Here is a 26,004-nt window from a genome sequence, read left to right on the forward strand (position 1 = left end):
GGCCGGTAGGCGTCGAGCCAGATCGCGGTGTCCAGGGCCCGTTCCAGGCCGTTGCGGGCGGCCGGGCCGAGGGTTTCGGGGGCCGCCTTCACGGATTCGGCCAGCCAGTCCCGGCTGACGATCTGGAAGACGGGACCGTCTTCGCCGACGAGCTGCTTGGCGTGCTGCTGGAGGGCCTCGGCGTAGCGCCAGTCCTGGACGACGGGGTAGGGGCTCTTGACCCGTTCGATGACGGACTGCGGCAGCAGGTGCCGGGTGGCTCCGCGCAGCAGGCTCTTCTCCCGACCGTCGTACGTCTTCATCGACCACGGCGTGTTGTAGACGTACTCCACGAGGCGGTGGTCGCAGAAGGGAACGCGGACCTCCAGGCCGACGGCCATGCTCATGCGGTCCTTGCGGTCCAGCATCATCCGCAGGAAGCGGGTCAGGTGCAGGTACGACAGCACGCGCATGCGGTGCTCGTGGGGGCTTTCGGAGTCCACGCGGCCGACCTCGGCGACGGCGGTCGCGTAGTGGCCGGCGACGGTCTCCAGCGGGTTGAGGGCGATCAGCGTGTCGAGGTTGTACATCTCGGCGGGCTGGGTGTTGGGGGTGGCCCCGATCATGCCGGCGGTGATCCAGGGGAAGGTGTCCCCTTCCTGGACGGTGGGGTTGTGCAGCCATCCGTAGCCGCCGAAGACCTCGTCGGCGGCCTCGCCGGACAGGGCGACGGTGGAGCGTTCGCGGATGGCCCGGAAGAGCAGGTACAGGGAGACGTCCATGTCGCCGAGGCCGGCCGGGCTGTCCCGGGCGATGACGACCCGGCGGCGTACCTCGGGGTCGGCGAGGGAGGTCGGGTCGAGCACGATGTCGGTGTGTTCGGAGCCGGCGTGGCGGGCCATGGCGGTGGCGTAGTCGGCGTCGCGGCTGCCGTGCACGCCGGTCGGTACGAAGTTCGCGGACTCGCCGGTGAAGTCGACGGCGAAGCTGTGCAGCGGGCGGCCTTCGGCGGCCCGGTGTGCGGCGGCGAGGCCGGTGATGGCGCTGGAGTCGAGGCCGCCGGACAGCAGGACGCAGGTGGGCACGTCGGCGACGAGCTGCCGGGCGACGGTGTCGTCGAGGAGCTCCCGGACCCGCTCGACGGTGGTGTCGAGGTCGTCGGTGTGCTCGCGGCTCTCCAGCCGCCAGTAGGTGCTGCTGCGGATGCCGCCCCGGTCCACGGTGACGACGGTGCCGGGCACGACCTCCACGACGTCGTCCCAGATGGTCTCGCCGGGCGGGCGGTTGAACGCGATGAACTCGCGCAGGCCGCGGGCGCTGACCACCGGCTTGGCCAGCGGGTTGGCGAAGATGGCCTTGGGTTCGGAGGCGAACAGCACGCCGTCGGAAGTGCGGTGGTAGAAGAGCGGCTTGACGCCCATCCGGTCGCGGACCATGACCAGCTTCTGCGTGCGTCCGTCCCAGACGGCGAAGGCGTACATGCCGTTGAGGCGGGACGCCATCGCCTCGCCCCACTCCAGGTAGGCGTTCAGGACGACCTCGGTGTCGCTGGAGGTCCGGAAGCGGTGGCCGCGGCCGCGCAACTCGTCGCGGAGCTCGCGGTAGTTGTAGACCTCGCCGCTGTAGGTGAGCGCGACGCGTCCGGCGGGGGTGGCGGCCTCCATCGGCTGGACGCCGCCCTCCAGGTCGATGATGGCGAGCCGGCGGTGGCCGAGGGCGGCGGGGCCGTCGGTCCAGCTGCCTCCGGCGTCGGGCCCGCGTCCCGTCAGCGTCCGGACCATGTCGTCCAGGGTGGTGGTCTCCTGGGCCAGATCCCGTTCGTAGGCGATCCAGCCGGCGATGCCGCACATGCGATGCTCCTCGGTCGTCGCGGCGCTTCCCGACGGCTCGGTGCGAACGGCTCCCCCGCCCCGTCCGGGGCCACGGTGTGCGGACACCTGGGGGACTTCGACGCCGGGGACGCGCCTGTCCTCCACGACCGTAGGTTCCGGCGGTGTCCGGCCACATCCCCTACCGGCCCCTCAAGACCGGAGCTGCGGGGCGGAGGAAGCCCCGCGGGGCGCGCAGCGGGGGGCGGTGGGTGGGGCGGGAGGGCGGTCGCGTGGACCGCCCCTCCGCCTCCTGGTGGTTCGCCCGGTTGATCGGGGGGTGACGGGCGTACGGTCGCGGTTCAGGCGATCCCGGGCAGGCTCAGGTCCCACAGCCGGGCGGGCAGGTCCCGCCTCCGTTTGACCTGCAGCTTGCGGTAGATCCGGGTCAGGTGCTGCTCGACGGTGGAGACGGTGACGTACAGCTTGCCGGCGATCTCCCGGTTGGTGTGGCCGCGGGCGGCGAGGAGCGCCACCCGGGCCTCCGCCTCGGACAGCACCTCGGCCTCCCGGGGCGGGTCGGCCTCCCTGCCGACCGTGGCGGGCTCGCCGTCGCCCTGCCCGGGCGTGAACTCCTGGCACAGCGGTTGTGCCCCGCAGGACTTCGCGACGTGCCAGGCCTTGCGCACGAGCATCCGGGCCCGGTGGAAGTCACCGGCCGTGCGGTAGCCGCTGCCCAGCTCGCCCAGGGCACGGGCCAGTTGGATGCGGTCCTCGCCCTGTTCCAGGGTGTCCACGGCCTCCGTGAGCCTCTTCAGCCGGTACGTGAGGTCGCCGCTGGTACGGGCGAGGGCGAGCAGCAGGGCTCCGCGGGTCCGGGTGCCGGCGGCGCCCGCCTCGCGCTGCTTCTGCTGCTCGGCGTACTCCCGGGCGCGCGGCACGTTGCCCAGGGCGAGCCACGCCTCTGCGGCGTCCAGCCGCCACGGCACCAGTTCGACGGCGTCCATGCCCCAGCTCTGCATGAGCTCGCCGCAGGTGAGGAAGTCGCGCAGGGCGGCGTGGTAGCGGCCGGTCGCGAGGTGGCAGCGGCCCCGGGCGCGGAGGTAGTGCAGGCCGAACTGCGTGTCCAGCATGGTTTCGGGCACCGGCTGTTCGAGCAGGCGCATGGCTTCCTCGACGTTGCCCATTTGGGTTTCGGCCTCGATGAGGACGGCCAGCGGCAGGGCGATGCCCACGCCCCAGCACTGCACGGATATCAGGGACATGGCCTGGCGGGCCTGGGCGGCCGCGCCGGGCAGGTCGCCCTGCCGCAGGACGGCCTCGGCGCGGACCACGCCGAGGGCCGCCTGCCAGGTCGGGGCGTTGCGGGCGGAGCACTCGCCGAGGAGCCGGTCGGTCCAGGTGAGGGCGAGGTCGAGGCGGCCGGCGTAGACGAGGGCCAGCACGGCGAGGACGAGGGGGATGAGGGTGCGGTCGCTGAGGTGGTAGCGCTGGAGCACCCGGGTGGCCTCGGCGACGGCCGCTTCGCCCTGGCCGCCGCGCAGGGCGGTCCGGATGGCGTCGACGGCCGGGAGGTGGGCGTCGTCGGGCATGTCGTAGGCCGCGGTGGGTGTTCGGGCGGCCGCGGGCCCGGTGGTCGCACGCGGGGTGGCGTGCCCGGTGGGGCCCGGGGGGCCGGCGGCGGGGAACACGTCCCGGACCGGGGGGCTGACCACGGCGAGCCAGCTGTGGGCGGCGGCGAGGGTGTCGGCGTCGTAGGCGAAGGGCCGTCCGGCGTCCCGTGCCTCCTCGGCGGCGGCTTGTAGGCGGCGGACTTCCTCGCCCGCCTGCCGGGCCTCCCCCATCCAGGCCAGGTAGCTCACGGCGTGGAGGAGGTCGCGGTCGGTGAGCCGGCCCGCGCAGAACTCGCGGGACAACTGCCGCAGGTGGCCTTCGGCGGCGACCGGGCTGCTGCGCCAGACGATGCTCACCAGGCGGGACTTCAGGGCGGTGCGCCGGGGGCCCTCGGGGCAGGAGTCGACGGCCAGTTCCCCGCAGGCGAGGGCGAGTTCGGGGGCGTCCTCGACGAGGGCGTACTCGGCGGCCTCCTGCAGGACGGGGATCGCCCAGTCGTCCACGGGTTTGCGGGTGGCGAGGAGGTGGCGGGCGACGTCGAGGGCGGGCGCGCCGTCCTGGTGCAGCAGGCGTGCGGCGCGCCGGTGGAGGGCGGACAGCTCCTCGGGCTGGGTCGCGGCCAGGACTGCGGCGCGGGTCGCGGGCGTGCGGAAGGCGCCGTCGCCGAGGATCCCGCACCGTTCCAGGTCCTGGAGGGCCAGTTCGACCGTTTTGACGTGGACGTCGGTGACACGGCTGAGCAGGGCGGGCGGGACGCCGTCGCCGAGCGCGGCGATGCCCCGGGCGACGGCGGGGATCTCGGGGTCGCCCCGGTGGAGGCAGCCCACGACGGCGCGTTCGAAGTGCTCGGCGGGGACGAGCGGCAGGAAGGGCTCGCTGTCGCCCAGGGCCGCGAGTCCGTCCTCCAGCAGGGCGTTGACCAGGATCGGGTTTCCGCCGGTGGCCTCCTGGCAGTCGGCGGACAGCCGCTGGGCGGCGGCCGTGGCGAAGTGGCCGGCGAGGACGCGGGTGGTGCCGTCCGTGCTGAGGAGGGGCAACCGGATGCCGGTGCAGTTGGGCTGGCGCCGCAGTTCGGCGTGGAAGGCGAGCTGGGCGGGGAGCGGCCGCACGGCCTCGGTGAGGACGATCAGTACGCCGGCTTGCCGGACGCGCCGGGCCAGGCACAGCAGGAAGGCGCGGGAGAGGTCGTCGCCGTGGTGGACGTCGTCGACGGCGATGACGACCGTGCGGTTGCGGGCGATGCGCAGGAGCAGGGCGCAGATGTGCGGCAGGACCCGCATCCCGGCCTCGACGCCGTCGGTGTCGTCGGTCGGGGCGGCCACTGCGTCGAGCAGTGCGGTGGCCTCGGCGTGGACGGCTGGGTCCAGGGGGGCGGCGCTGTCGAGGATGCGGCGCAGGATGCCGAAGGGGAGCTGTTGCTCCGGCTTGGAGCCGGCGGCTTCCAGGACCAGGGTCCCTTCGGCGAGGGCCTGTTCGGTGAAGTGTTCCAGCAGGGCCGTCTTCCCGGAGCCGAGGGGCCCGCTGATCACTGCGACGCGACCGCGGCCCCGCCGGGCGCTGCCGAGCAGGTCGTTCAGCATCTCCCACTGCTTCTCGCGCTCGACCAGCCTTGCCACCTGTGCGTCCCTTTCCCCCGGACTGTGTGAACTCGTCCTGCACTGCACTGCGTCGCGCCTCCTCGTGGCCCGCCCGGTTCGACGGGGCGGGTGCGGGGCGGGTGCGGGCGCGGGTGCGGCTCGTGTCCCCCGGTGCGGAGGACCGTCCGGCCCGGCCTGGGAACCCGCCTCGTCCGTTCGTCTCCGGGGCGGCCGTTGGTCATGCGGCCGGGCCGGAGGGTGCGGCTCAGCCCTTCCGGGTGGCCGCCGCGAGTTCCTCGGAAATGATCTTCAGGATCTGCGCCTGTTGTTGGGCGAGGAAGAAGTGGCCGCCGGGGAAACGGTGGACGTCGAATCCGCCGAGGGTGTGGCCTTCCCAGGCATCCGCTTCCTCGCGGCTGGTCCGGGGATCGGACTCCCCGGTCAGCACGGTGATCGGCGAGTTCACCGTGTCGTGGGGCGCGGCACGGTAGTTCTCGATGGCGGTGTAGTCGCTCCGGATGGCGGGGAGCACCATGCGGAGGATCTCCTCGTCGCCGAGGATCGCGGCGTCGGTTCCGCTGAGTTCCCGCATTTCGGCCACGATGCCGTCGTCATCGCGCAGGTGCACGGTCTCGTTGCGGTGGCTCGACGGCGAGCGCCGCCCCGAGGCGAAGATGCGTACGGGGTCGATGCCGTGGTCGCGTTCCAGGCGGCGCGTGACCTCGAAGGCGAGGATCGCGCCCATGCTGTGGCCGAAGAAGGCCACGGGGCGGTCGATCCAGGGCAGGAGGGCGCTGGTCAGGGCGTCGGCGTAGGTGCCGATGTCAGTGATGCCGGGCTCGTGGCGGCGGTCCTGCCGTCCGGGGTACTGCACGGACAGGACGTCCACGGCCGGGTTGAGCCCCCGGGAGACGGGGAAGTAGAAGGAGGCCGATCCGCCGGCGTGCGGCAGGCAGACCAGTCGGATCGGACTGTGGTCCGCGGCGTGGTAGCGGCGGATCCAACCGTCGGCATTCTGCTTGTCGATCAAGGGGATGAAAACTCCGTTTTCCGGTCCGGATGCAGCGCGCACGTTCGGTCAATCGATGCGAGCAATTCCACTGCTCCGGACACGCGTTCCGTTGATCTCATGTCTAGCAGAGCGGCAAAGCCGCCAGTACCCCTACATCCGACCCCTACGGCGGCTGGAAATACACCCTTCCGCGCGCGCCCTGCGGTGCTTTTCCCGCATGAACGTCCGAGGTCGGGCGGCGATTTCCGTACGGGGCGGGCGACTTTTGGCCACTCGACCGGTATCAGCTCTTCCCTTTCCGCTGGGAAGGCGGAGCCGACGGCGCGGGCGGCGCCGGGGGGAACGGCGGGAGGGCCGGTTCGAACAGCCAGGCTGCGAGCAGTTCGTCCACCGGTTCGGTCGCGTGCCGGGCCACGTGGCGGGTGAACGCGGCGGTGGTGACCACGCCGTGGCGGTGCACGGCCGCCCAGTCGCGCAGCATGGGGAAGAACGCGGCGTCGCCCAGGGCGCAGCGGACCGCGTGGAGGGCGAGGCCGCCGCGCTGGTACAGCCGGTCGTCGAACATCAGCTTCCGGCCCGGGTCGGCCAGCCGCAGGTCCTGTGGCTGCGAGGCCAGCAGCCGGTGTGCGCCGGCGGCCAGCTCGTGGGCGGTGCGGCCGCCGGAGCGTTCGGACCAGAGCCATTCGGCGTACTTCGCGAAGCCCTCGTTGAGCCAGATGTGCCGCCAGTCGGCGATGGTCACGCTGTTGCCGAACCACTGGTGCGCGAGCTCGTGGGCGACGAGGCGCTCCGAACCCCGCACGCCGTCCACGTGGTTGGTGCCGAACAGGGACAGGCCCTGGGCCTCCACGGGGACGTCCAGTTCCTCGTCGGTGACGACGACCGTGTACTCACCGAAGGGGTACGGTCCGAACAGTTCCTCGAACAGCTGCATCATGGCCGGCTGCCGGGCGAAGTCCCGGGAGAAGCGCGGCAGCAGGTGCGGCGGTACGTGCGCGCTCTGCGGCACGCCCCCGGGGCCGGGTTCGCCGAGCAGCACCATCTGGTACGTGCCGATGGCGAGGCCGACCAGGTAACTGGAGGTCGGTGCGGGCTGCTCGTACACCCAGGTGGTGGTACTGGCCCTGGTGGTCCGGGTGAGGAGCCGGCCACCGGCGACGACCGTGTACGCGGACGGCGTGTTGACCGAGATCTGGTACGCGGCCTTGTCGGAGGGCCGGTCGTTGCACGGGTACCAGGAGGGCGCCCCGACCGGCTGGCTGGCCACCAGCGCGCCGTCGGTGAGCTCCTCCCAGCCGAGGCCGCCCCACGGGCTGCGCACCGGCTTGGGGTTGCCCGACCACTGCACCTCCACCGTGAACGCGGCCCCGGCGTGCAGCGGTTTGGCCGGGCGGATCCGCAGCCGGCCGGCGCGGTGGGCGTAGTGCGGGACCCGGCCGTCCACGAGGACCCGGCCGAGCCGGAAATCGGCCAGGTTGAGGTGGAACTCGGCGAGCGGGGCCCGACCGGCGATCGCGCTGAGCCGGGCCGTTCCTGCCAGCCGGTTGGGCCCCGGGCGGTATTCCAGGGCGAGTTCGTACCGGTGCACGCGGTAGCGGGGGTCTCCGTTGGCCGGGAAGTAGGGGTCGGGTCCCGCTGTCTGCTGACCGTTCACTGACGCTTCCGCTCCCTGCCGCCCGGCGCCCGCGGCGGCCGGTCACGACCGCCACGCCTCGATCGGATTGCCCCACCAACGGGAGTCGGCCGGGACGGACTCCCCGGCCATCACGAGGGAGGCCGGGCCGAGCGTGCTGCGGGCCCCCACCGTGCTCCCCGGCAGGACGATTCCGCCCGGGCCCAGGGTGGCGCCCTCACGGAGGACCACAGTATCCGTCCGCAGGATCCGGTCGTGGAAGAGATGCGTCTGCAGGACGCAGCCGCGGTTCACGCTGACGGCGTCACCCAGCACGACCAGGTCCGTCTCCGGCAGCCAGTAGCTCTCGCACCACACCCCCCGGCCGATGCGGGCCCCGAGCGCGCGCAGCCACAGCACCAGCAGCGGCGTGCCGGTCAGCGATCCGGCCAACCACGGCACGGCCAGGGCTTCGACGAACGTGTCCGCGAGCTCGCCCCGCCACACGAAGCCGCTCCACAGGGGGTGCTCCCCCGGCCGGTGGCGGCCCACCAGCAGCCACTTCGCGGCCACCGCGACCGCGCACGCCGCCGCGCCCGCGGCGAGCAGGACCGCCCCGGACAGCAGCGCCGCGCCCCCGACGCCCAGGCCGCTCGCCGTGGCCGCCGCGCTGAGGGCGGCCACCGCCAGGACGGCCAGCCCCGTCGAGCAGAACACGGGGACGAGCCGGCACAGCTCCACCGCGCCGCGCGCCCACAGCAGCCGGGCGGGCGGCTCGTACGTCCGGCTCAGGTCGGCGGCCGCGGCGGACCGCGGCAGCCGGACCGGTGGCAGGCCCAGGTACGAGCTGCCCTTCTTGGCCTTCTTCGGGGTGGCGGACAGGACGCCGACCAGCCCGTCGTCCGGCACGGCACGGCCCGGGGCCGTCATCCCGGAATTGCCGAGGAACGCCCGGCGGCCGATCTGGGAGTGGCCGATCCGCACCCATCCGCCGCCCAGTTCGCAGGGCGCGGTCAGGGTGTCGTCGGCGAGGAACGCGCCGTCGCCCACGGTGGTGAGACCGGGCAGGGCCAGCACGGTGGACACCTCCGCGCCCCGGCCGACCTTCATGCCGAGCAGCCGCAGCCACACCGGGGTGATCAGGCCGGCGTACAGGGGGAAGAGCGTTTGCCGGGACAGGTCCATCAGCTGGATGACGGTCCACGCCTGCCAGGCGACCCTGCTGTGCGTCGGATGGCTCCCGGTGCGCAGCCCGGTGCTGAGGGCACGTACGGACACCAGCACCAGCAGGGCGTACGCGAACCCAAAGGCGAGAGCACCGGGCACGACGGCGAGCAGTGCTCCGCGCAGTGCCGCTGCGGGTCCGGCGTCGGCCGGCACGAACCGGCCGGCCACGAGCAGTGCGGGCACGGCGGCGGCCAGGGGCAGGAGCGTCAGGCCGAATCCGGTCGCCCCGTACATGGCGCGCCAGTGGACCGACCGGGGCGGGCGTTCCCGGGGCCAGTCGTGTTTGGCCCGGCCGAGCTTGACCGCGGGGGCCCCGGCCCAGCGCTGGCCGGTCGGGATCTGCCCGGTCACCGCGGAGCCGGGGGCCACCTCGGCCCGTTTGCCGACCCGCGCCCCGGGGAGGAGGACGCTGCGGGTGCCGACGACCGCTCCCGCGCCGACCTTGACCGGGCCGATGACCAGCCGGTCCCCGTCCAGCCAGTGCCCGCACAGGTCGACCTCGGACTCGACGGCGCAGCCGCGGCCCAGTTTGAGCAGGCCCGTGACCGGGGGCAGGGAGTGCAGGTCGACGTCGCGGCCGACCTTGGCGCCGAGGGCGCGGGCGTAGCGTTCCAGCCAGGAGCCGGTGAGGGAGGTGGCGCCGACGCACTCGGCGAGCCGCTCGGCCGTCCACAGTCTCAGGTGGACGCTTCCGCCCCGCGGGTGGCGCCCCGGCTGGACCCCGCGCAGCAGGAGACGGGCGCCGCCGGCGGCGATGGCCAGCCGGCCCGGAGGGCTGAAGAGCAGGGCCGCGCCGGCGCCGACGAGCCACCAGGAACCGGTGGGCGCCCACGGGTAGGCCCCGAACCGGTGCAGTACGTTGCCCAGGGCCAGCAGTGCCACCGTCCAGCGCAGACCCGCCAGGGTGGCCAGCGGGAGCAGCAGGAGGCACTGTGCCGCCTGGGTGCGGGCCGGGACCGGGGCGACGGGCCGGCACGCCGCCTCGTCCTGCGCGGACTTCTCCAGCCGCCGGGCGAGCTTGCGCAGGGTGGGCTGCTGGTAGATGTCGAGGACGGCCGCGCCCGGGTAGCGGGTGCGCAGGCGGGTGATGAGCCGGGCGGCCGCGAGGCTGCCCCCGCCGATCGCGAAGAAGTCGTCGTCGGCGCCGGTGACGGGCACGCCGAGGGTTTCGTGCCACTGTTCGGCGAGCCAGGCCTCGGTGCCGTGCAGCTGCTCGGCGGGGCCGGTCAGGGTCTCCCGTTCGGACTGGGGGCACCTCCCGGTGGTGGCTGGGGGAGGCCAGGGCAGGGCGTCCCGGTCCACCTTGCCGGAGGTGCGCGTGGGCAGTTCGTCGACGGGTGCCAGCAGCGGTACCAGGGCCGCGGGCAGCACGGCCCGCAGCCGCTCCACGGCCGCCGCCCGGTCCCAGCCGTCCTGGGTGACGAGGTAGCCGACGAGCAGCTGGTTCCCACCGCGCGCCGTACGGACGGCGGCGGCCGCGGCGGACACACCGGGCAGGGCCTGCAGGGCGGAGTCCACCTCGCCCAGTTCGATGCGGCGGCCGCCGAGTTTGACCTGGTCGTCGGCGCGGCCGAGGAAGACCAGACCCTCCGGTTCCGCGCGGACGAGGTCGCCGCTGCGGTAGGCGCGCCGCCAGCCGAGGGCGTCCAGCGGGGCGTACTTCTCCCCGTCCTTGTCCGGGTCGAGGTAGCGGGCCAGACCCACGCCGCCGATCACGAGCTCGCCGCTGCCGCCCATCGGCACGGGTTCGCCGGACTCGTCGACGACGGCCAGTTCCCAGCCGTTCAGCGGGAGGCCGATCCGGACGGGTCCGTCACCGGTCAGGAGCGAGGCGCAGGCGACGACGGTCGCCTCAGTGGGGCCGTACGTGTTCCATACCTCGCGGCCCTCGGTGACCAGGCGCCGACCCAGCTCCGGCGGGCACGCCTCGCCGCCGAAGACCAGCAGCCGGACCTCTGCGAGGGTGTCGGGCTCCCAGAGTCCTGCCAGCGTCGGCACGGTGGAGACGACGGTGATCTCCTGTTCCGCCAGCCAGGGACCGAGGTCGGCGCCGCTGCGCACCCGGGAGCGGGGTACGGGCACGAGGCAGGCGCCGTGGCGCCAGGCCAGCCACATCTCCTCGCAGGAGGCGTCGAAGGCGACGGACAGCCCGGCCATGACCCGGTCGCCGGGTCCGATCGGCTCGTCGGCGAGGAACAGCGCGGCCTCGGCGTCCACGAAGGCGGCCGCGCTGCGGTGGGTGACGGCCACGCCCTTGGGCTTGCCGGTGGAGCCCGAGGTGAAGATGATCCACGCGTCGTGCTCCGGTCCGGGCCGCGCACCGGGAGCAGCCCGGTCCGGCGCCGGTCCGGCGGCGGCCCCGGGGGCGTGGACGGCGTGGACGGCGTCGGCGTCGGCGTCGGCGTCGGCGTCGGCGTCGGCGGCACGGATCCTGTCGGCTGGGTGGACGGCGTCCACGTGTTGGTCGGCGCCCAGTACGGCCCGCACCCCGGCCTCCGCGAAAACCAGGGCAGCGCGCTCGTCCGGGTCCTCCGCATCGACCGGCACGTAGGCCGCCCCGGCGGCGAGCACCGCGAGGATCGACGCGTACAGCTCGTTGGTGCCGGAGGGCACGCGTACGCCGACCCGGTCGCCGAGGCCGATCCCGGCGTCGGCGAGGGTGCGCCGCCGTCGCTCGACCTCGGCGGCCAGGGCCCGGTAGGTGAGCCGGGCGGTGCCGTCGTCCAGGGCGAGCTCGTCGGGGTACGCCCGTACGGAGGCGTCGAAGACGTCGACGAGGGTGCGCGGCGGGGCCGCGGGCCCGGCGCGGAAGAGGGCGGATTTCCCGGACTCCGTCTGCCACGGCTCCTGCGGCACCGTCGCGACGCCGTCGGCCTTGGTGGGTTCACCGTGCTCTGCTGTGGCTGCCATCGGCCCTCACGTCTCGCACCCGGACCCGTCCGGGTTGTCGGTGTAGCCCGGTTCGACCCGGGTTGCTCGGGTACAGCGCCAAACAGCCCGTCAGTTTAGTGCAGCCGTGGGAGGGATCGGCGTTATCTCCGCATTCCGGCGCCGGCCGTCGCCCCACCTCGTCCGGGAGTCGCCGTCCCACCCCCGCGCCGTGCGGGCGTGCGCGCGGGCGTTCCTTGCCGTGTTCTCCGCGCCCGGGGCAAGGCGGGCCCGTGACCATACGGACGACACGTACCCAGGACGGCAGTGCGGGCGACGTCGACTACGGCGCGATCGGCTCCGGCTACTCCTCCTACCGCCGCCCGGACGAGCGGATCGCCCGGTTCCTGTCCGAGGCCCTGGGGGACGCCCGGACCGTCCTCAACGTCGGCGCGGGCGCCGGATCGTACGAGAGCGCGGCGCACGCGGTGACGGCGGTCGAGCCCTCGCGGTCGATGCGCGCCCAGCGGCCGGCGCAGCTGCCGCCGGCGATCGACGCCGTGGCCGAGGACCTGCCCTTCGCAGACGGGGAGTTCGACGCGGCCATGACGCTGTTCAGCGTCCACCAGTGGTCCGACGTGCGGGCCGGCCTGCGGGAAGTGCGGCGGGTGACCCGCGGGCCCGTGGTCGTCCTCACCTGCGACCCCGCCCGGGTCCGGGACTTCTGGCTGTACCGGTACGCGCCCGAGGTCCTCGATACGGAGGCCCGCCGCTACCCGGACATCGGGGAGCTGACCGCCGCACTGGGGGGCACGGGGACGGTGCGGACGGTGCCCGTCCCGCTGGACTGCACGGACGGGTTCAACGAGGCGTACTACGGGCGCCCGGAGATGCTCCTCGACCCTGCGGCCCGCCAGGCCTGCTCGGCGTGGAGCTTCGTCGACGACGCGGTCCGCGAACGCTTCGACGGGACCCTGCGGCAGGACCTGGAATCGGGCGCCTGGGACGAGGAGTACGGCCACCTGCGCGGCCAGGGTGCGTACGAGGGGTCGCTCGTGGTCGTGCGCGCGACCCCGTAACCCCGCCACCGACCAGCGGAGGCCGTCAGGCGGGCATCAGCAGCAGGGGCACCGGGCCGCCTTCGATCCAGTCGGGCGGGACGACGGCCAGCGCGTCCGCCACGGCCGCACCCCGGAGGAACGCCGCCCCGTGCCCGTCGGCGACCCTGGCCCCGGCACCGTCCCACGCGACGGGGACCAGACGGGTCAGTCCGGGCGCGGGCCGGACCGCGCCCCGTACGGGCACCTGCGGCAGGGGTTCGAGGGCGCGGCCGGACAGGCCGCCGAGCAGCGGGCCGAGCAGGGTGTGGGCGGCGGCCAGGGCCGCGTACGGGTTTCCGGGCAGCCCCACCACCCAGCGGCCGGCGCCCAGCCCGGCGAGCAGCATCGGGTGTCCGGGGCGGCAGGCGACGGTGTCGACGACCGTCCGGGCTCCGGCCTCGGCCAGCAGCCGGCGCAGCTGGTCGGTGGCGCCGACGGAGGTGGAGCCCGTGACCACGACGACGTCGACGTCCCGCATCCCGTGCACGGCCTGCGACAGCAGCCCGGCCGGTCGGTCGGGGACGTGCCGCGTGTGGCGGGTCTCGCCACCGAGGGAGGTGACCAGCGCCGGGAGGAGCGGCCCGAGGGCGTCGCGCACCCGTCCGGGGCGCGGCCGGCCCGTCCGGTCCAGCTCGTCCCCCGTGATCAGCACGCCGACCCGGGGGCGCGGCCGCACCGCCAGCGCGTCGTGGCCGCAGGATGCGGCGAGGCCGAGCAGCGCCGGCCCGATCCGGCTGCCCGCCGGTGCGAGACGGGCGCCGGCCGGGGCGTCCTCGCCGGCCCTTCGGACGTGGCGGCCCGGCGGCATCGCGGGGCCGGAAACCCGGCCGTCGTCACCGACCGCGGCCGACTCCAGCGGCAGCACGGCGCCCGCCCCACCCGGCACCACGGCCCCGGTGGATATCGCCGTGCACTCCCCCGCGCCGAGAACGCCCTCCCAGGGGGCACCCGCCCGAACGGTGCCGCGGACGCGCCACGGCCCCGGGCCGGCGACGGCGTAGCCGTCCATGGCGGCCGTGTCGAACGAAGGCAGCGGATGCAGGGCGCACAGGTCCTCGGCGAGCGTGAGCCCGGCGGCTTCCCGCAGCGGCACCGCACGGGCGGGCACCGGCCGGGACGGCGCACCATGGGCCAGGACCCGGGCGTGCGCCCAGGACACGGCGGGGGACGAAGCGCAGGATCGGGCAGTGGCGGGCGGCGTGGGGGCCGTGACGGTTGCGGGAGGCATGGACAGACTGTCGGGCTGCCGCGTTTCCGGGCGCTGCCGTCGGGATTGCCGTTGCGCTCCGACTCCCTCACGGCTCCCGTCTCCCGGATGTGAACCCGCGCCCGCTTCGGCCGTGATCAGCCCTCCACGAGGGACCGGGCGACGCAGCCGCCCGGCCCGCTCGCCCCCGGGCGCCGCTGTCCAGCGGAAGTGCGCCGTACGCCGGGCCTGTCCACACTGGCAGGATGAGGCACACGCCTGCGGTTCTGCTCTGCACGGCCGGCCTGATCGGCGCGGCCCTCCCGGCCGGACCCGGCGGGGCGCCTGAGGTCCCGACGTCGCCGGCCCCGACCTCGGCCGCGGCGGCGCCCCGCCCCTGCGTCACGTCGCGGACCCCCACCAGCGGCGACGGTCGCCAGGTCCTGGCCGTCGCGGAGCGGGCCAAGCGGGAGTTCGGCCTGAACTCGGTGGTCCTGAAGGTCTCCTCCCGTGGCCGTGAGGTGCTCACCACGGCCCTCGGCGAGTCGATGACGGGGGTCCCGGCCCAGCCGTCGATGCACTTCCGCACCGGTTCCGTGGGCATCGTCTACATGGGGACGATCCTGCTGCAGCTCGTCCAGGAGGGCAAGGCCTCGCTCGACGACCCGGTGTCCCGCTGGCTACCGGACGCGCCGCACGGCTCCGAGATCACGCTGCGGATGCTCGGCGCGTCCACCTCGGGCCTGCACGACTACGTCACGGACCCGAAGTTCCTCGCGGAGTACGAGGCGGCGCCGTTCCGCGCATGGACCCCGGAACAGGTCGTCGGGATGGCTGCGGCGCGCCCGCTGCTGTACGAGCCGGGCACGAACTGGAGCTACTCGCACGCCAACTTCCTGCTCCTCGGCGCCGCACTGGAGAAGATCAGCGGTACGCGCCTGGACCGGCTGATCGCCCAGCGCATCAGCGCCCCGCTGGGCCTGACCCAGACCAGCAACCAGTACACGCCGCAGATCCCGCCGCCCGTCCTGCACTCCTTCACCTCCGAGCGCGGCACCTACGAGGAGTCGACGTTCTGGAACCCCTCGTGGACCACGGCCCCCGGTGCGGTGCTCGTCCAGGACATCTGCGATCTGGAACGGTCGGCCCGCGCCGTCGGAACCGGCGAACTCCTGTCCCCGAAGTACTTCCGGACCCAGCTCGACCCGGGCACGGTCGGTCTGGGGAAGGCGACGCCCTCCTGCCCGGCCAGTGTGTGCCTGGCCAACACGCAGGCCCGGCACTTCGGCCTCGGGGTGATCGTCGTCAACGGGTGGATCCTGACGAACCCGTCCTTCTCCGGGTACGCGGCCGTCCAGGCCTACCTGCCGGCGCGGCAGCTGTCCATCGCGGTCAGCGTGACGCAGGGGCCCAAGAGTCCCGAGGGCAATTCTGCCCAGGTCATCGCGGGGCGCATCGCCGCTGCCCTCGCTCCCGGACATCCCCTCAGGGTGCCCTGAGCCCTTCCAAGCGTGTTCTCACCGGTCTGCGGTCTGCCGTGCGCGACCATACGGACAAAATACCCAAACAGGAAGAAGGATGGACATGTCCGGCAGCGAGAGCGAGAACCCGGCAATCCCCTCCCCGGTCCCCACGCAGACCCGGCCCATGACCAACCAGGACTGGTGGCCGAACCAGCTGGACCTTCAGGTCCTGCACAAGAACTCGCCCCTCGCCAATCCGCTGGGCGGGGACTTCGACTACGCGGAAGAGTTCAAGACCCTCGATGTCGATGCGCTGAAGCGGGACCTCTTCGCGGTGATGACGACGTCACAGGACTGGTGGCCGGCCGACTACGGCCACTACGGGCCGCTCCTCATCCGGATGAGCTGGCACGCCGCGGGCACCTACCGCATCGCCGACGGCCGGGGCGGCGGCGGCGCCGGCGCCCAGCGCTTCGCCCCCCTCAACAGCTGGCCGGACAACGCGAGCCTCGACAAGGCGCGCCGGCTGCTCTGGCCGGTCAAGCAGAAGTACGGCCGGAAGATCTCCTGGGCCGACCTGCTGGTCTTCGCCGGTAACTGCGCCCTGGAATCGATGGGGTTCAAGACGTTCGGATTCGGCTTCGGCAGGGAGGACATCTGGGAACCCGAGGAAGTCTTCTGGGGGCCGGAGGACACCTGGCTCGGGGACGAGCGCTACAGCGGCGACAGGGAACTCGCGGTTCCGTTCGGCGCCGTGCAGATGGGCCTGATCTACGTGAACCCGGAGGGGCCCAACGGAAACCCGGACCCGCTGGCCGCCGCCCGGGACGTCCGCGAGACCTTCGCGCGCATGGCGATGAACGACGAGGAGACGGTCGCGCTCATCGTCGGCGGCCACACCTTCGGCAAGTGCCACGGCGCGGTCGATCCCCGGTACATCGGCCCCGAGCCCGAGGGCGCCCCCGTGGAGCAGCAGGGCCTCGGCTGGCGGAACACCTACGGCACCGGCAAGGGCTCCGACACGCTCACCAGCGGACTGGAAGGCGCGTGGACCACCGAGCCGACGCGGTGGGACAACGGCTACCTGGACAACCTGTTCGGGTACGACTGGGAGCTGACGAAGAGCCCCGCCGGCGCGCACCAGTGGAAGCCGAAGGACCCGGAGGCGCAGGGCACCGTGCCCGATGCGCACGACCCGTCCAAGCGGCACGCCCCCATGATGTTGACGACGGACCTCGCACTGAAGCTGGATCCCGTCTACCGGCCGATCGCGCAGCGCTTCCACGAGCACCCGGACGAGCTCGCGACCGCGTTCGCGAAGGCCTGGTACAAGCTGCTGCACCGCGACATGGGGCCCGCCGCGCGCTACCTCGGCCCGTGGGTTCCCGAGCCCCAGCTGTGGCAGGACCCCGTCCCCGAACTCGACCACGACCTGGTCACGGACGAGGACGTCGCCGCCCTCAAGGACCGCATCCTCGGCTCGGGCCTGCCCGTCTCCCAGCTGGTCGCCACCGCCTGGGCCTCCGCGGCGAGCTTCCGCGGCACGGACAAGCGCGGCGGCGCCAACGGGGCGCGGATCCGGCTCGCTCCGCAGAGGGGCTGGGAGTCCAACGACACGCCCGAAGCGGCCGCGGTGCTGCAGACCCTGGAGGGGATCCAGCAGGAGTTCAACGCCTCGCAGTCCGACGGGACGAAGGTGTCGCTGGCCGACCTGATCGTCCTGGGCGGGTGCGCTGCCGTCGAGCAGGCGGCGCGGAACGCGGGGCACGACGTCAGGGTTCCGTTCACGCCGGGACGCACGGACGCCTCGCAGGAGCAGACGGACGTGGAGGCGTTCGCCGTGCTGGAACCGAGGGCGGACGGGTTCCGCAACTACGTGCGGGCCGGGGAGAAGCTGCCGCCGGAGACCCTGCTCCTGGACCGGGCCAACCTCCTGACGCTGACCGCGCCCGAGATGACCGTACTGGTCGGCGGGATGCGCGTACTGAACACCAACTTCAGGCAGTCCCCACGCGGTGTCTTCACCGACCGCCCCGAGACGCTGACCAACGACTTCTTCGTCAACCTGCTGGACATGGGCACGGAATGGAAGGCGTCCGCCACGGTCGAGAACGAGTTCGAAGGCCGGAACCGGGCCACGGGCGAGGTCAAGTGGACTGCGACCGCCGTCGACCTCGTCTTCGGCTCGCACTCACAACTCCGGGCCATGGCCGAGGTCTACGCGTCCGCGGACGCGGGCGAAAAGTTCGTACGTGACTTCGTCGCCGCTTGGGACAAGGTCATGAACCTCGACCGGTTCGACCTCGCCTGAGCCCGCCGCCCGGGTCGGCCGGGCCCCCCGGGTGGATCCGGACCCCCGGGTCGGCCGGGCGTGCCCCCGGCGGACCCGGACCCCGGGCCCACCCGAACACCCCGAGCACCCCGGCCGGGGGCCGCCCCGGGTACGTGGGTCGCCCGGCTCAGTCCTCGGGCAGGACGTTGCCGTCCTCGTCGAGCGGCAGGTGGATCCGCGCCGGATCCTGGGTGTTGACGTCGGACGGGCGGGGACCTTCGGGCCCGTCGGGCCCCCACCGCAGCAGGCGGCGGGTGCGGGCGATCCGGTACACGGTGCCCTGGAACTCGAGCCGGTTCACGCGGCCGGCCCGGAGCCTGTCGGCGGCGTCGGCGTACGCCGCGAGCTCCGCGGCGTTGCGGTCCGCGTGCGCGCCGCCGCCCGCCGCCCGGCTGCGGGCGTCGGCGTGCACGTCCGTGCCGACGGGAATGAGGCCGCGCATCCGCGGCCACGCCCACGTGAGCGCGAAGTCCAGCGACCTGCGGGCGGCGTGCGCCGTCGGGTGCGGGCCGCTGACCGGCTTCCAACCGTTCCCGGACTGCTCCACCACCGCGAACGTGGGCGGCAGGAGCAGGACGTCCGGATGCGTGTCCAGCGCCCGTCGGGAGTCGGCGCTCACCGCTGCCGGGAACCGTTCGCCGACGTAGTGCAGGCCGCGCAGGGCCAGCTGCTCCAAGGCCTGGGTGGGGGTGACCGGGGCCTCCGGGTCGAGGACCAGGCCGTCGTCGAGCCGGGCCTCCGTGGCGTCGCGGCCCCAGTCCGGGACCGGGGGCTCGGGGTCGGTGGGGCGCGGCTCCTCGATGCCGCCCGGGCCGGCTCCCGCGTACTCCTCGGCGCGGACGATGCGGTACCGGGTGCCGCCCGCGACGAGTTCGTCGACCCGCTCGCTCTCCAGCCGGGCGACCGCCGCCAGGAGGTCGCGCCGCTCCGCCCTGTCCTCGGCCTCGTCCTTCGCACGGAACCACAGCCGCGAGTTGAGGCCGTCGCGTGCCTGCTGCGGGCAGCCGTCCGCCACGGCGAGCACCACCCGCCACCGCGGCCCGTCCCCGGGGCCCTGTGCCGCCACCCCGAACAGCGGGCCGCGAACGGCCACCTCGCCCGCACGCGCCACGGCGTCGACGGCGTCGGCTTCCACTGCGGCTTCCACCGGCTCCACCGGCACGCGCACCACCATCGGCCGCGACCGGCCGGGCCCTGCATCCCCACGGTCCATGCCCCCATCCTGCCCACGGAAGCGGGCGGGGCGTGGCGGATTCGCGGTTCCTACCCCCCGCGGGGGCCCCGGAAGGTACGGGACTACCGCCCCTGCGCCCCCGCGTCCCCGGCGCAGCCGGGGCACAGGCCCCGGTAGACCACGTCGGCCCGGGCGACGGTGAAGCCGAACCGTTCGGAGGCGGGCAGGTCGGCGAGCGGGTCGCCCGCCGGGTGGACGTCCCGGATCTCGCCGCAGCCGGAGCACACCAGGTGCTGGTGGGGGCGGTGCGCATGCGGGTCGTAGCGTCTGGCGCGGCCGTCGGTGGTCACCTCTGCCACCTCGCCGAGCGCGACGAGCTCGCCGAGGGTGTTGTAGACCGTTGCGCGGGAGACCTCCGGCAGCCGGGCGGTCGCGCGTGCCAGCACCTCGTCCGCCGTCAGGTGGACGTGTTCGCCGTCGAGTACTTCCGCCACGACCCGGCGCTGGGCAGTCATGCGCCAGCCGCGTCCGCGAAGCCGCTTCACCAGGTCGCTCATGCCCCTCCAGCCCAAAAGCGCATCGTTCGACTAATGAACCCGTACAGATTTGGTTGCCGCATTGACTTGGACTTGGTCCATCGTAGGATCGGTTCCGGCGACAACCAAGGGACAGGACGGTCCCGGAGAAGGAGCTCGCCGCTTCCCCCTGCTCCACCTTTCGCATTTCCCGTGGTCCGCCCAGTCCGGAAGGATTCCGAGGATTCCCATGCCTGAGAACGATGAAGCAATCGTCGTGGACGCGAAGACGGAAGGCGCCGGAGGCTGCCCGGTCGCGCACGAGCGGGCCCCGCACCCGACCCAGGGCGGCGGGAACCGCCAGTGGTGGCCCGAGCGGCTCAACCTGAAGATCCTCGCCAAGAACCCGGCGGTGGCCAACCCCCTCGGTGAGGGGTTCGATTACGCCGCGGCGTTCAAGACCCTCGACCTGCCGGCGGTGAAGCGGGACGTCGCCGAGGTGTTGACCACCTCGCAGGACTGGTGGCCGGCGGACTTCGGCCACTACGGCCCGTTCATCATCCGGATGGCCTGGCACAGCGCGGGCACGTACCGGATCAGCGACGGCCGCGGCGGCGCCGGTGCCGGCCAGCAGCGCTTCGCCCCGCTGAACAGCTGGCCCGACAACGCCAACCTCGACAAGGCCCGCCGCCTGCTGTGGCCGGTGAAGAAGAAGTACGGCCGCAGCCTGTCCTGGGCCGATCTGATGGTCCTCGCCGGCAACGTCGCCCTGGAGACGATGGGCTTCGAGACCTTCGGCTTCGGCGGCGGCCGCGCGGACGTCTGGGAGCCCGACGAGGACGTCTACTGGGGCCCGGAGACCACCTGGCTCGACGACCAGCGCTACACCGGGGACCGGGAGCTGGAGAGCCCCCTCGGCGCGGTCCAGATGGGCCTGATCTACGTCAACCCGGAGGGGCCGAACGGCAACCCCGATCCGATCGCCGCGGCCCGCGACATCCGCGAAACGTTTCGCCGGATGGCGATGAACGACGAGGAGACCGTCGCCCTCATAGCCGGCGGCCACACCTTCGGCAAGACCCACGGCGCCGGGCCCGCGGACCACGTCGGCGCCGACCCCGAGGCCGCCCCCATCGAACAGCAGGGCCTGGGCTGGAGCAGCTCCTACGGCACCGGCAAGGGCGGCGACACGATCACCAGCGGCCTCGAAGGCACCTGGACCACCACCCCCACCGCCTGGGACAACAGCTTCTTCGAGATCCTCTTCGGCTACGAGTGGGAGCTGTTCGAAAGCCCGGCCGGCGCCCAGCAGTGGCGGCCCAAGCAGGGAGCGGGGGCCGGTACCGTCCCCGACGCCCACGACGCGTCGAAGAGCCACGCCCCGACGATGTTGACGACCGACCTCTCGCTGCGCTTCGACCCGGTCTACGAACCGATCTCGCGACGCTTCCTGGCGGACCCCGCCGCGTTCGCCGACGCCTTCGCCCGGGCCTGGTTCAAGCTCACCCACCGCGACATGGGCCCGGTCGTGCGCTACCTCGGCCCCGAGGTCCCGTCCGAGACGCTGCTGTGGCAGGACCCGCTGCCCGAGCGGACGCACGAGCCCGTCGACGCCGCGGACCTCCCGGACCTCAAGGCACGGATCCTCGACTCCGGCCTCACCGTCTCCGAGCTGGTGTCCACGGCGTGGGCGGCGGCCTCGTCCTTCCGCGGCAGCGACAAGCGTGGCGGCGCCAACGGTGCGCGCATCAGGCTCCAGCCGCAGAGCGGATGGGAGGTCAACGAGCCCGACCGGCTGACGGCGGTGCTCCGGACCCTGACCGGGATCCAGGAGTCCTTCAACGCGGGCAGGACCGACGGCAAGCAGGTCTCCCTCGCCGACCTGATCGTCCTCGCCGGCAACGCGGGCGTCGAGGCGGCGGCCAAGGACGCCGGCTTCGACGTGGAGGTCCCCTTCACACCGGGCCGTGTCGACGCCACGCAGGAGCAGACGGACGTCGAGTCGTTCGCCGCGCTCGAACCGACCGCGGACGGATTCCGCAACTACCTCGGCAAGGGCAACCGGCTGCCCGCCGAGTACCTGCTGCTCGACAAGGCGAACCTGCTCACGCTGAGCGCCCCCGAGCTGACTGTCCTCGTCGGCGGCCTGCGCGTCCTGGGCGCGAACCACCAGCAGACGCAACTCGGCGTCCTCACGGCGACGCCCGGCGTCCTGACGAACGACTTCTTCGTCAACCTGCTCGACCTGGGCACGACGTGGAAGGCGACGACGGAGGACGCGCACGCCTTCGAGGGCCGCGACGCCGCCACGGGCGAGCTCAAGTGGACCGGCAGCCGTGCCGACCTCGTCTTCGGGTCGAACTCCGAGCTGCGCGCGCTCGCAGAGGTCTACGCCAGCGACGACGCCCGACGAAAGTTCGTGGACGACTTCGTCGCGGCGTGGAGCAAGGTGATGGACCTGGACCGCTTCGACGTCGTCTGACGGCCTCGGCCCCCGTCCGAGGACGGGGGCCGGCTCCCGGCCCCGGGCCGGGCCGGACGGCCGCCGCGCCGACCGGCCCGGACGCGGCCCACCTCCTCCCCCGGGTCCCCGGGTGGCCGCCCGCCCACGGGGCTGCGGCGGCCCCAGCGGGAAGGAATGCCGTTCGGCTGGTAGGAAGGGTACGGAGGAACCGTGCCATGAACCGGACCGACTGGCTGCTCACCCCGCCCGAGCGCGGGAACCCCGCCACGCGCATCGACCGGCGCCGCCCCGGGGGCGCCGCCTGGTCGGAGGGCAACGACGCCCGGCCCCTCGTGCACGGCGCCGCGTACTTCGCGGAGCTGCTGGAGCGGATCGACGGCCAGCGTGAGGGCGACCTGCTGCTGTTCACCGACTGGCGCGGCGATCCCGACGAACGCCTCGCACGGCACCACCCCGGCCGGGACGGTGCCGACCGCCACGGCACCGAGATCGCCACCGTCCTCTCCCGTGCCGCCGAGCGCGGCGTCATCGTCAAGGGCCTCGTCTGGCGCTCCCACCTCGACCGCTTCCAGTTCAGCGAGACCGAGAACCGGCACCTCGGGGAGAAGATCGAGAACGCCGGCGGCGAATGCCTCCTCGACATGCGGGTGCGCCCCGGCGGCTCGCACCACCAGAAGATGGTCGTCCTGCGCCACTCCGGCCGCCCCCTGCTCGACGTCGCCTACATCGGCGGCATCGACCTGTGCCACAGCCGCAACGACGACACCAGCCACCTCGGCGACCCCCAGTCCATGCCGATGGCCGGCGCGTACGGGCCGCACCCGCCCTGGCACGACGTCCAGCTGGCCCTCCGCGGCCCGGTCGTCGGGGACATCGAGGCCGTCTTCCGCGAGCGGTGGCAGGACCCGTCACCGCTGTCCCGCAGCCCGCTCACCCGCCTCAGGGAGCTCCTGCACCACGAGGACACCGACGCGGACTCCCTCCCGCCGCAGCTCCCCGACCCCGAACCCTGCGGCACCCACACCGTGCAGGTGCTGCGCACCTACCCGAACCGGCTGCTGCGCGGCTACCCCTTCGCCCCCGACGGCGAGCGCAGCATCGCCCGCGGCTACCTCAAGGCCCTGCGCCGGGCCCGCTCCCTGATCTACCTGGAGGACCAGTACCTGTGGTCGCCGCGCGTCGTGGCCTGCTTCGCCCACGCGCTGCGCGTCAACCCCGGGCTGCGGCTGATCGCCGTCATCCCCTCGCTCCCCGAACAGGACGGCCGGCTGACCCTCCCCATGAACCTGATCGGGCGGATCAACGCCCTGGACCGGCTGCGCGCGGCGGGGGGCCCGCGGGTCGCCGTCTACGGCCTGGAGAACCACGCCGGTACACCGGTCTACGTGCACGCCAAGGTGTGCGTCATCGACGACGTGTGGGCTTCCGTCGGCTCCGACAACATCAACCTCCGCTCGTGGACCCATGACTCGGAGCTCAGCTGCGTCGTCCTGGACGAGACCCCGGACCCGCGCCCGCCCCACGACCCGGGCGGCCTCGGAGACGGCGCCCGGGGCTTCGCCCGCCGCCTCCGCCTGGAACTCTCCCGCGAACACCTCGACCTCGATCCGGCGCCGCACGCCTCCGGCGGGGCCGAGCCCACCGACGGCGCACTCTGCGACCCGGGCGCCGCCTTCCACGCCTTCGCGGCCGCGGCGGCCGACCTGGACGCCTGGCACGCCGACGGCCGCCGCGGACCGCGCCCGCCCGGCAGGCTCCGCAGCTACCGGCCGCCGGACCTGGCGGCCACCTCGCGGGTCCTGGCAACCCCCCTGCACCACGTCCTCGTGGACCCCGACGGCCGCCCGCTCCGGCTCCGCCGCCGCAACGCGTTCTGACCCGGTTCGCGGGCCACCGGGCAGGTCACAGTCCGCACCCCTTCTGGACCCCGCGCCGGGTGTGTCACCCTGGCGAAGGACCGGGTCACCCATATGCCGTACGGCCCGGCGAACCGACGGGAATCGCCCACGCCCATGTCCCTGCCCTTCCTGCCCTTCCTGCCCCGTGCCGTACCCGCCGTGGTGGCCGGTGCCGCGACCCTCCTGCTGGCGGCCTGCACGCCCGAAGCCGAGGCGCGTACGGCTGCGACACCGGTCGCGGGGACGGCGGCCCCGGCTCCTGCAACCGCGACCACTACCTCGACCGCGACCGCTGCCAGCGCCTCGGGCCCGGCACCGCAGGCGTCCGCGCCGGCGGCGGCGACGGCGACGGCGACGGCTTCCGTGCGGACCGAGCCCTCGCAGTTGTCGATCCCGTCCATCGGCGTCTCCGGCCTGCGCGTGGAGCCGTACGCGGGCACGACGGACGACGCGCCCGGAACCCGTATCCAGGACCGCGGCGTCGCGGCCAGCCCCTACGGGGAGCGGGGCGGCGTCGGCCCCGGCCAGGTGGGCAACTTCCTGGTCACGGCGCACCGCCTGTCGGCCGGCGGGCCACTGCGGAACCTGCCGGCCCTGAAGGAGGGCGACACGGTCCTCGTGACCGCGGACGACGTCGTGTACACGTACGAGATCGTCGCGACCCGCTCCACGTCCTTCCGGTCCGCGGCCTCGCTGAACGAGCAGCGCGCGGCCGTACCCGGCGCTCCGGGTCGGACCCCCACCCAGGCCATGATCACGATTTCGACGTGTGCCACGCCGGAGGACCACGCCGTGGGCAACTACTGGACCGACGCGCAGGGCAATCCCGAGCACCGCATCGACAAGATAGGCGTGCTGCGCAAGACCTCCGCGGCGTCGAGCTGATCGACCCGACCGGGTCGGCACCGCAACGACGGGGCCCCGGTCGCCACCCGGCGCCCGGGGCTCCGGCCCGCCGTGGGGAGGAGCCGGTCAGTGGTCGGCGCTGAGCGGTCAGCGGTCCACGCCGACGGCGGTCCACGCCCGCGCCACCACGTCCGCCGGCAGGCCCAGCTCACGGGCGGCGCCGAGGGTCGCGAAGCGGAACGCGGAGAAGTTCGTGGTCCTGGCGGCGTAGCCCATCAGGCCCTTGTACCAGATGCGTCCGGCCCGCTCCCAAGCGTTGCCGCCCAGCTCGGTCGCGACCAGGTAGAACGCGCGGTTCGCGATCCCCGCGTTGAAGTGGACGCCCCCGTCCTCGTCGACGGCCTCGTCGTACTCCGCCATGTGGACCGCCTGCTCGAACCGCGCGGGGTCCCGGAGGGAGCCGATGGGCTCGCCGGAGGGCAGCAGGCCCCGGCCGAACAGCCAGTCCGAGTCCGCCGCGGTCTGCTCCAGGGCGTACTGCCCGGTCAGGAGACCGAAGACGTTCCCGAGCGAGACGGCGAGCGCGCCGGGCTGACCGTAGGTCTCCAGCTCGGCGGTGTGCTGGATGATGCCGATCGTGTACTGCGCGGCGACCACGTCCAGGGCCGGGGCTCCGCCGTCACCGACCACGATGCGCGAGCCCTGCCAGACGGCGCCCGGCCCTCCGCTCCGGAGGACCGCCTCCACGGGGCCGCCCCGGCCGTCGATGGCGTTGCGCCCGTACACCGTGCGGAAGAAGTCCCAGGTCGCACCGAGGGCGTCGTAGGCACCGTCCAGCAGCGCGTCGCCGCTCGGCGCCCCGCCCTCCTCGCGCACCAACGCCGGGCTGTCGGAGTCTTTCCGGCCGTCGAATATCCGGCGTACCGGACGTACAGATGCACTCTCAGTCATGATCGCCATGCTGACAGGGCAGCGGCCGCCGCCCCAGCGGCATCCGACCGATCAGTCAGGTCGGGCCACTGGGGTGGCGGCGTGGACGGGGCTCGGCGGCTCCCGGAGCCGGGGGTGCTCAGGATGCTTCGGTCGGGGTGTCCTCCGCGTCGTCGGGCTTGCCCCCGCCGGGTTCGGCGGGGGGCGGGCCGCAAGGGGCCTTGACGCACTGCCACTCCTGCGTCTTGGGGAGCTTCACACCGGTGTCCCCGGAGGAGCCTTTGCCGGGACGGTTCTCGCCCCACGTGCCTTCGCCCTTCTTGCCCGTCCCGCCCTTGCCGGGAGGCGGGCCGCAAGGGGCCTTGACGCAGTGCCACTGCTGCGTCTTGGGGAGCTTCA

The 26,004-nt window shown here is 73.6% G+C and carries 16 protein-coding genes; 6 read left to right on the forward strand and 10 right to left on the reverse strand.

The window, feature by feature from the left end:
• The 5 genes from asnB to ACFV7Q_RS30490 form a co-directional block, all read right to left on the reverse strand.
• On the reverse strand, positions 1–1,829 hold a 1,829-nt coding region (gene asnB / locus ACFV7Q_RS30470; protein WP_385433260.1), incomplete at its 3' end, for an asparagine synthase (glutamine-hydrolyzing).
• A gap of 320 nt (positions 1,830–2,149) precedes the next feature.
• On the reverse strand, positions 2,150–5,017 hold the full coding sequence (locus ACFV7Q_RS30475) for an AAA family ATPase (RefSeq protein WP_385433262.1): 2,868 nt from the start codon (positions 5,015–5,017) through the stop codon (positions 2,150–2,152).
• A gap of 226 nt (positions 5,018–5,243) precedes the next feature.
• Positions 5,244–6,008 carry a thioesterase II family protein gene (locus ACFV7Q_RS30480; RefSeq protein WP_385433264.1) on the reverse strand — a complete coding sequence of 255 codons (765 nt, stop codon included), beginning with the start codon at positions 6,006–6,008 and terminating at the stop codon, positions 5,244–5,246.
• A 265-nt stretch (positions 6,009–6,273) separates the two neighbouring features.
• Positions 6,274–7,644, reverse strand: coding sequence for a M1 family metallopeptidase (locus tag ACFV7Q_RS30485; protein WP_385433266.1), 1,371 nt, complete (start codon positions 7,642–7,644; stop codon positions 6,274–6,276).
• Between the two features lie 42 nt (positions 7,645–7,686).
• Complete coding sequence (locus tag ACFV7Q_RS30490; RefSeq protein WP_385433268.1) at positions 7,687–11,739, reverse strand: Pls/PosA family non-ribosomal peptide synthetase; 4,053 nt, start codon at positions 11,737–11,739, stop codon at positions 7,687–7,689.
• Positions 11,740–11,990: 251 nt separating this feature from the next.
• Between ACFV7Q_RS30490 and ACFV7Q_RS30495 the strand changes: the two genes are divergently transcribed.
• Positions 11,991–12,776 carry a class I SAM-dependent methyltransferase gene (locus ACFV7Q_RS30495; RefSeq protein WP_385433270.1) on the forward strand — a complete coding sequence of 262 codons (786 nt, stop codon included), beginning with the start codon at positions 11,991–11,993 and terminating at the stop codon, positions 12,774–12,776.
• Between the two features lie 25 nt (positions 12,777–12,801).
• Here ACFV7Q_RS30495 and ACFV7Q_RS30500 read toward each other — a convergent pair whose 3' ends face one another.
• Positions 12,802–14,025, reverse strand: coding sequence for a molybdopterin molybdotransferase MoeA (locus ACFV7Q_RS30500; RefSeq protein ID WP_385433272.1), 1,224 nt, complete (start codon positions 14,023–14,025; stop codon positions 12,802–12,804).
• Between the two features lie 224 nt (positions 14,026–14,249).
• Between ACFV7Q_RS30500 and ACFV7Q_RS30505 the strand changes: the two genes are divergently transcribed.
• Together ACFV7Q_RS30505 and katG (ACFV7Q_RS30510) are read left to right on the forward strand one after the other, a co-directional pair.
• On the forward strand, positions 14,250–15,482 hold the full coding sequence (locus ACFV7Q_RS30505; protein ID WP_385433274.1) for a serine hydrolase domain-containing protein: 1,233 nt from the start codon (positions 14,250–14,252) through the stop codon (positions 15,480–15,482).
• An 85-nt stretch (positions 15,483–15,567) separates the two neighbouring features.
• Positions 15,568–17,757 carry a catalase/peroxidase HPI gene (katG, locus tag ACFV7Q_RS30510; protein ID WP_385433276.1) on the forward strand — a complete coding sequence of 730 codons (2,190 nt, stop codon included), beginning with the start codon at positions 15,568–15,570 and terminating at the stop codon, positions 17,755–17,757.
• Between the two features lie 148 nt (positions 17,758–17,905).
• On the opposite strand, the gene ACFV7Q_RS30515 is transcribed toward katG (ACFV7Q_RS30510), so the two are convergent.
• Positions 17,906–18,991: a DUF5954 family protein gene (locus ACFV7Q_RS30515; protein WP_385433278.1), complete on the reverse strand. Its 1,086-nt coding sequence runs from the start codon at positions 18,989–18,991 to the stop codon at positions 17,906–17,908.
• Positions 18,992–19,074: 83 nt separating this feature from the next.
• The gene (locus tag ACFV7Q_RS30520; RefSeq protein ID WP_385433280.1) at positions 19,075–19,509 is read right to left on the reverse strand and encodes a Fur family transcriptional regulator; all 435 of its coding nucleotides are present in this window, start codon (positions 19,507–19,509) and stop codon (positions 19,075–19,077) included.
• 208 nt (positions 19,510–19,717) lie between these two features.
• Here ACFV7Q_RS30520 and katG (ACFV7Q_RS30525) point away from each other — a divergent pair, with 208 nt between their 5' ends.
• The 3 genes from katG (ACFV7Q_RS30525) to ACFV7Q_RS30535 all read left to right on the forward strand — a co-directional run bounded on the left by katG (ACFV7Q_RS30525) (position 19,718) and on the right by ACFV7Q_RS30535 (position 24,714).
• A complete protein-coding gene (gene katG, locus ACFV7Q_RS30525; protein WP_385433282.1) occupies positions 19,718–21,949 on the forward strand; it encodes a catalase/peroxidase HPI in 2,232 nt (743 codons plus the stop codon).
• A gap of 197 nt (positions 21,950–22,146) precedes the next feature.
• Positions 22,147–23,808, forward strand: a complete 1,662-nt coding sequence (locus ACFV7Q_RS30530) for a phospholipase D family protein (RefSeq protein ID WP_385433284.1) — start codon at positions 22,147–22,149, stop codon at positions 23,806–23,808.
• A gap of 135 nt (positions 23,809–23,943) precedes the next feature.
• Positions 23,944–24,714 carry a class E sortase gene (locus ACFV7Q_RS30535; RefSeq protein WP_385433286.1) on the forward strand — a complete coding sequence of 257 codons (771 nt, stop codon included), beginning with the start codon at positions 23,944–23,946 and terminating at the stop codon, positions 24,712–24,714.
• A gap of 108 nt (positions 24,715–24,822) precedes the next feature.
• Here ACFV7Q_RS30535 and ACFV7Q_RS30540 read toward each other — a convergent pair whose 3' ends face one another.
• Both ACFV7Q_RS30540 and ACFV7Q_RS30545 read right to left on the reverse strand, forming a co-directional pair.
• Positions 24,823–25,626, reverse strand: coding sequence for a M4 family metallopeptidase (locus ACFV7Q_RS30540; protein WP_385433288.1), 804 nt, complete (start codon positions 25,624–25,626; stop codon positions 24,823–24,825).
• Positions 25,627–25,744: 118 nt separating this feature from the next.
• Positions 25,745–26,004, reverse strand: a 260-nt coding sequence (locus ACFV7Q_RS30545) for a hypothetical protein (protein WP_385433290.1), incomplete at its 5' end; no start/stop codon positions are given.

The organism is Streptomyces sp. NPDC059851, assembly GCF_042732005.1.
Lineage (GTDB): Bacteria > Actinomycetota > Actinomycetes > Streptomycetales > Streptomycetaceae > Streptomyces.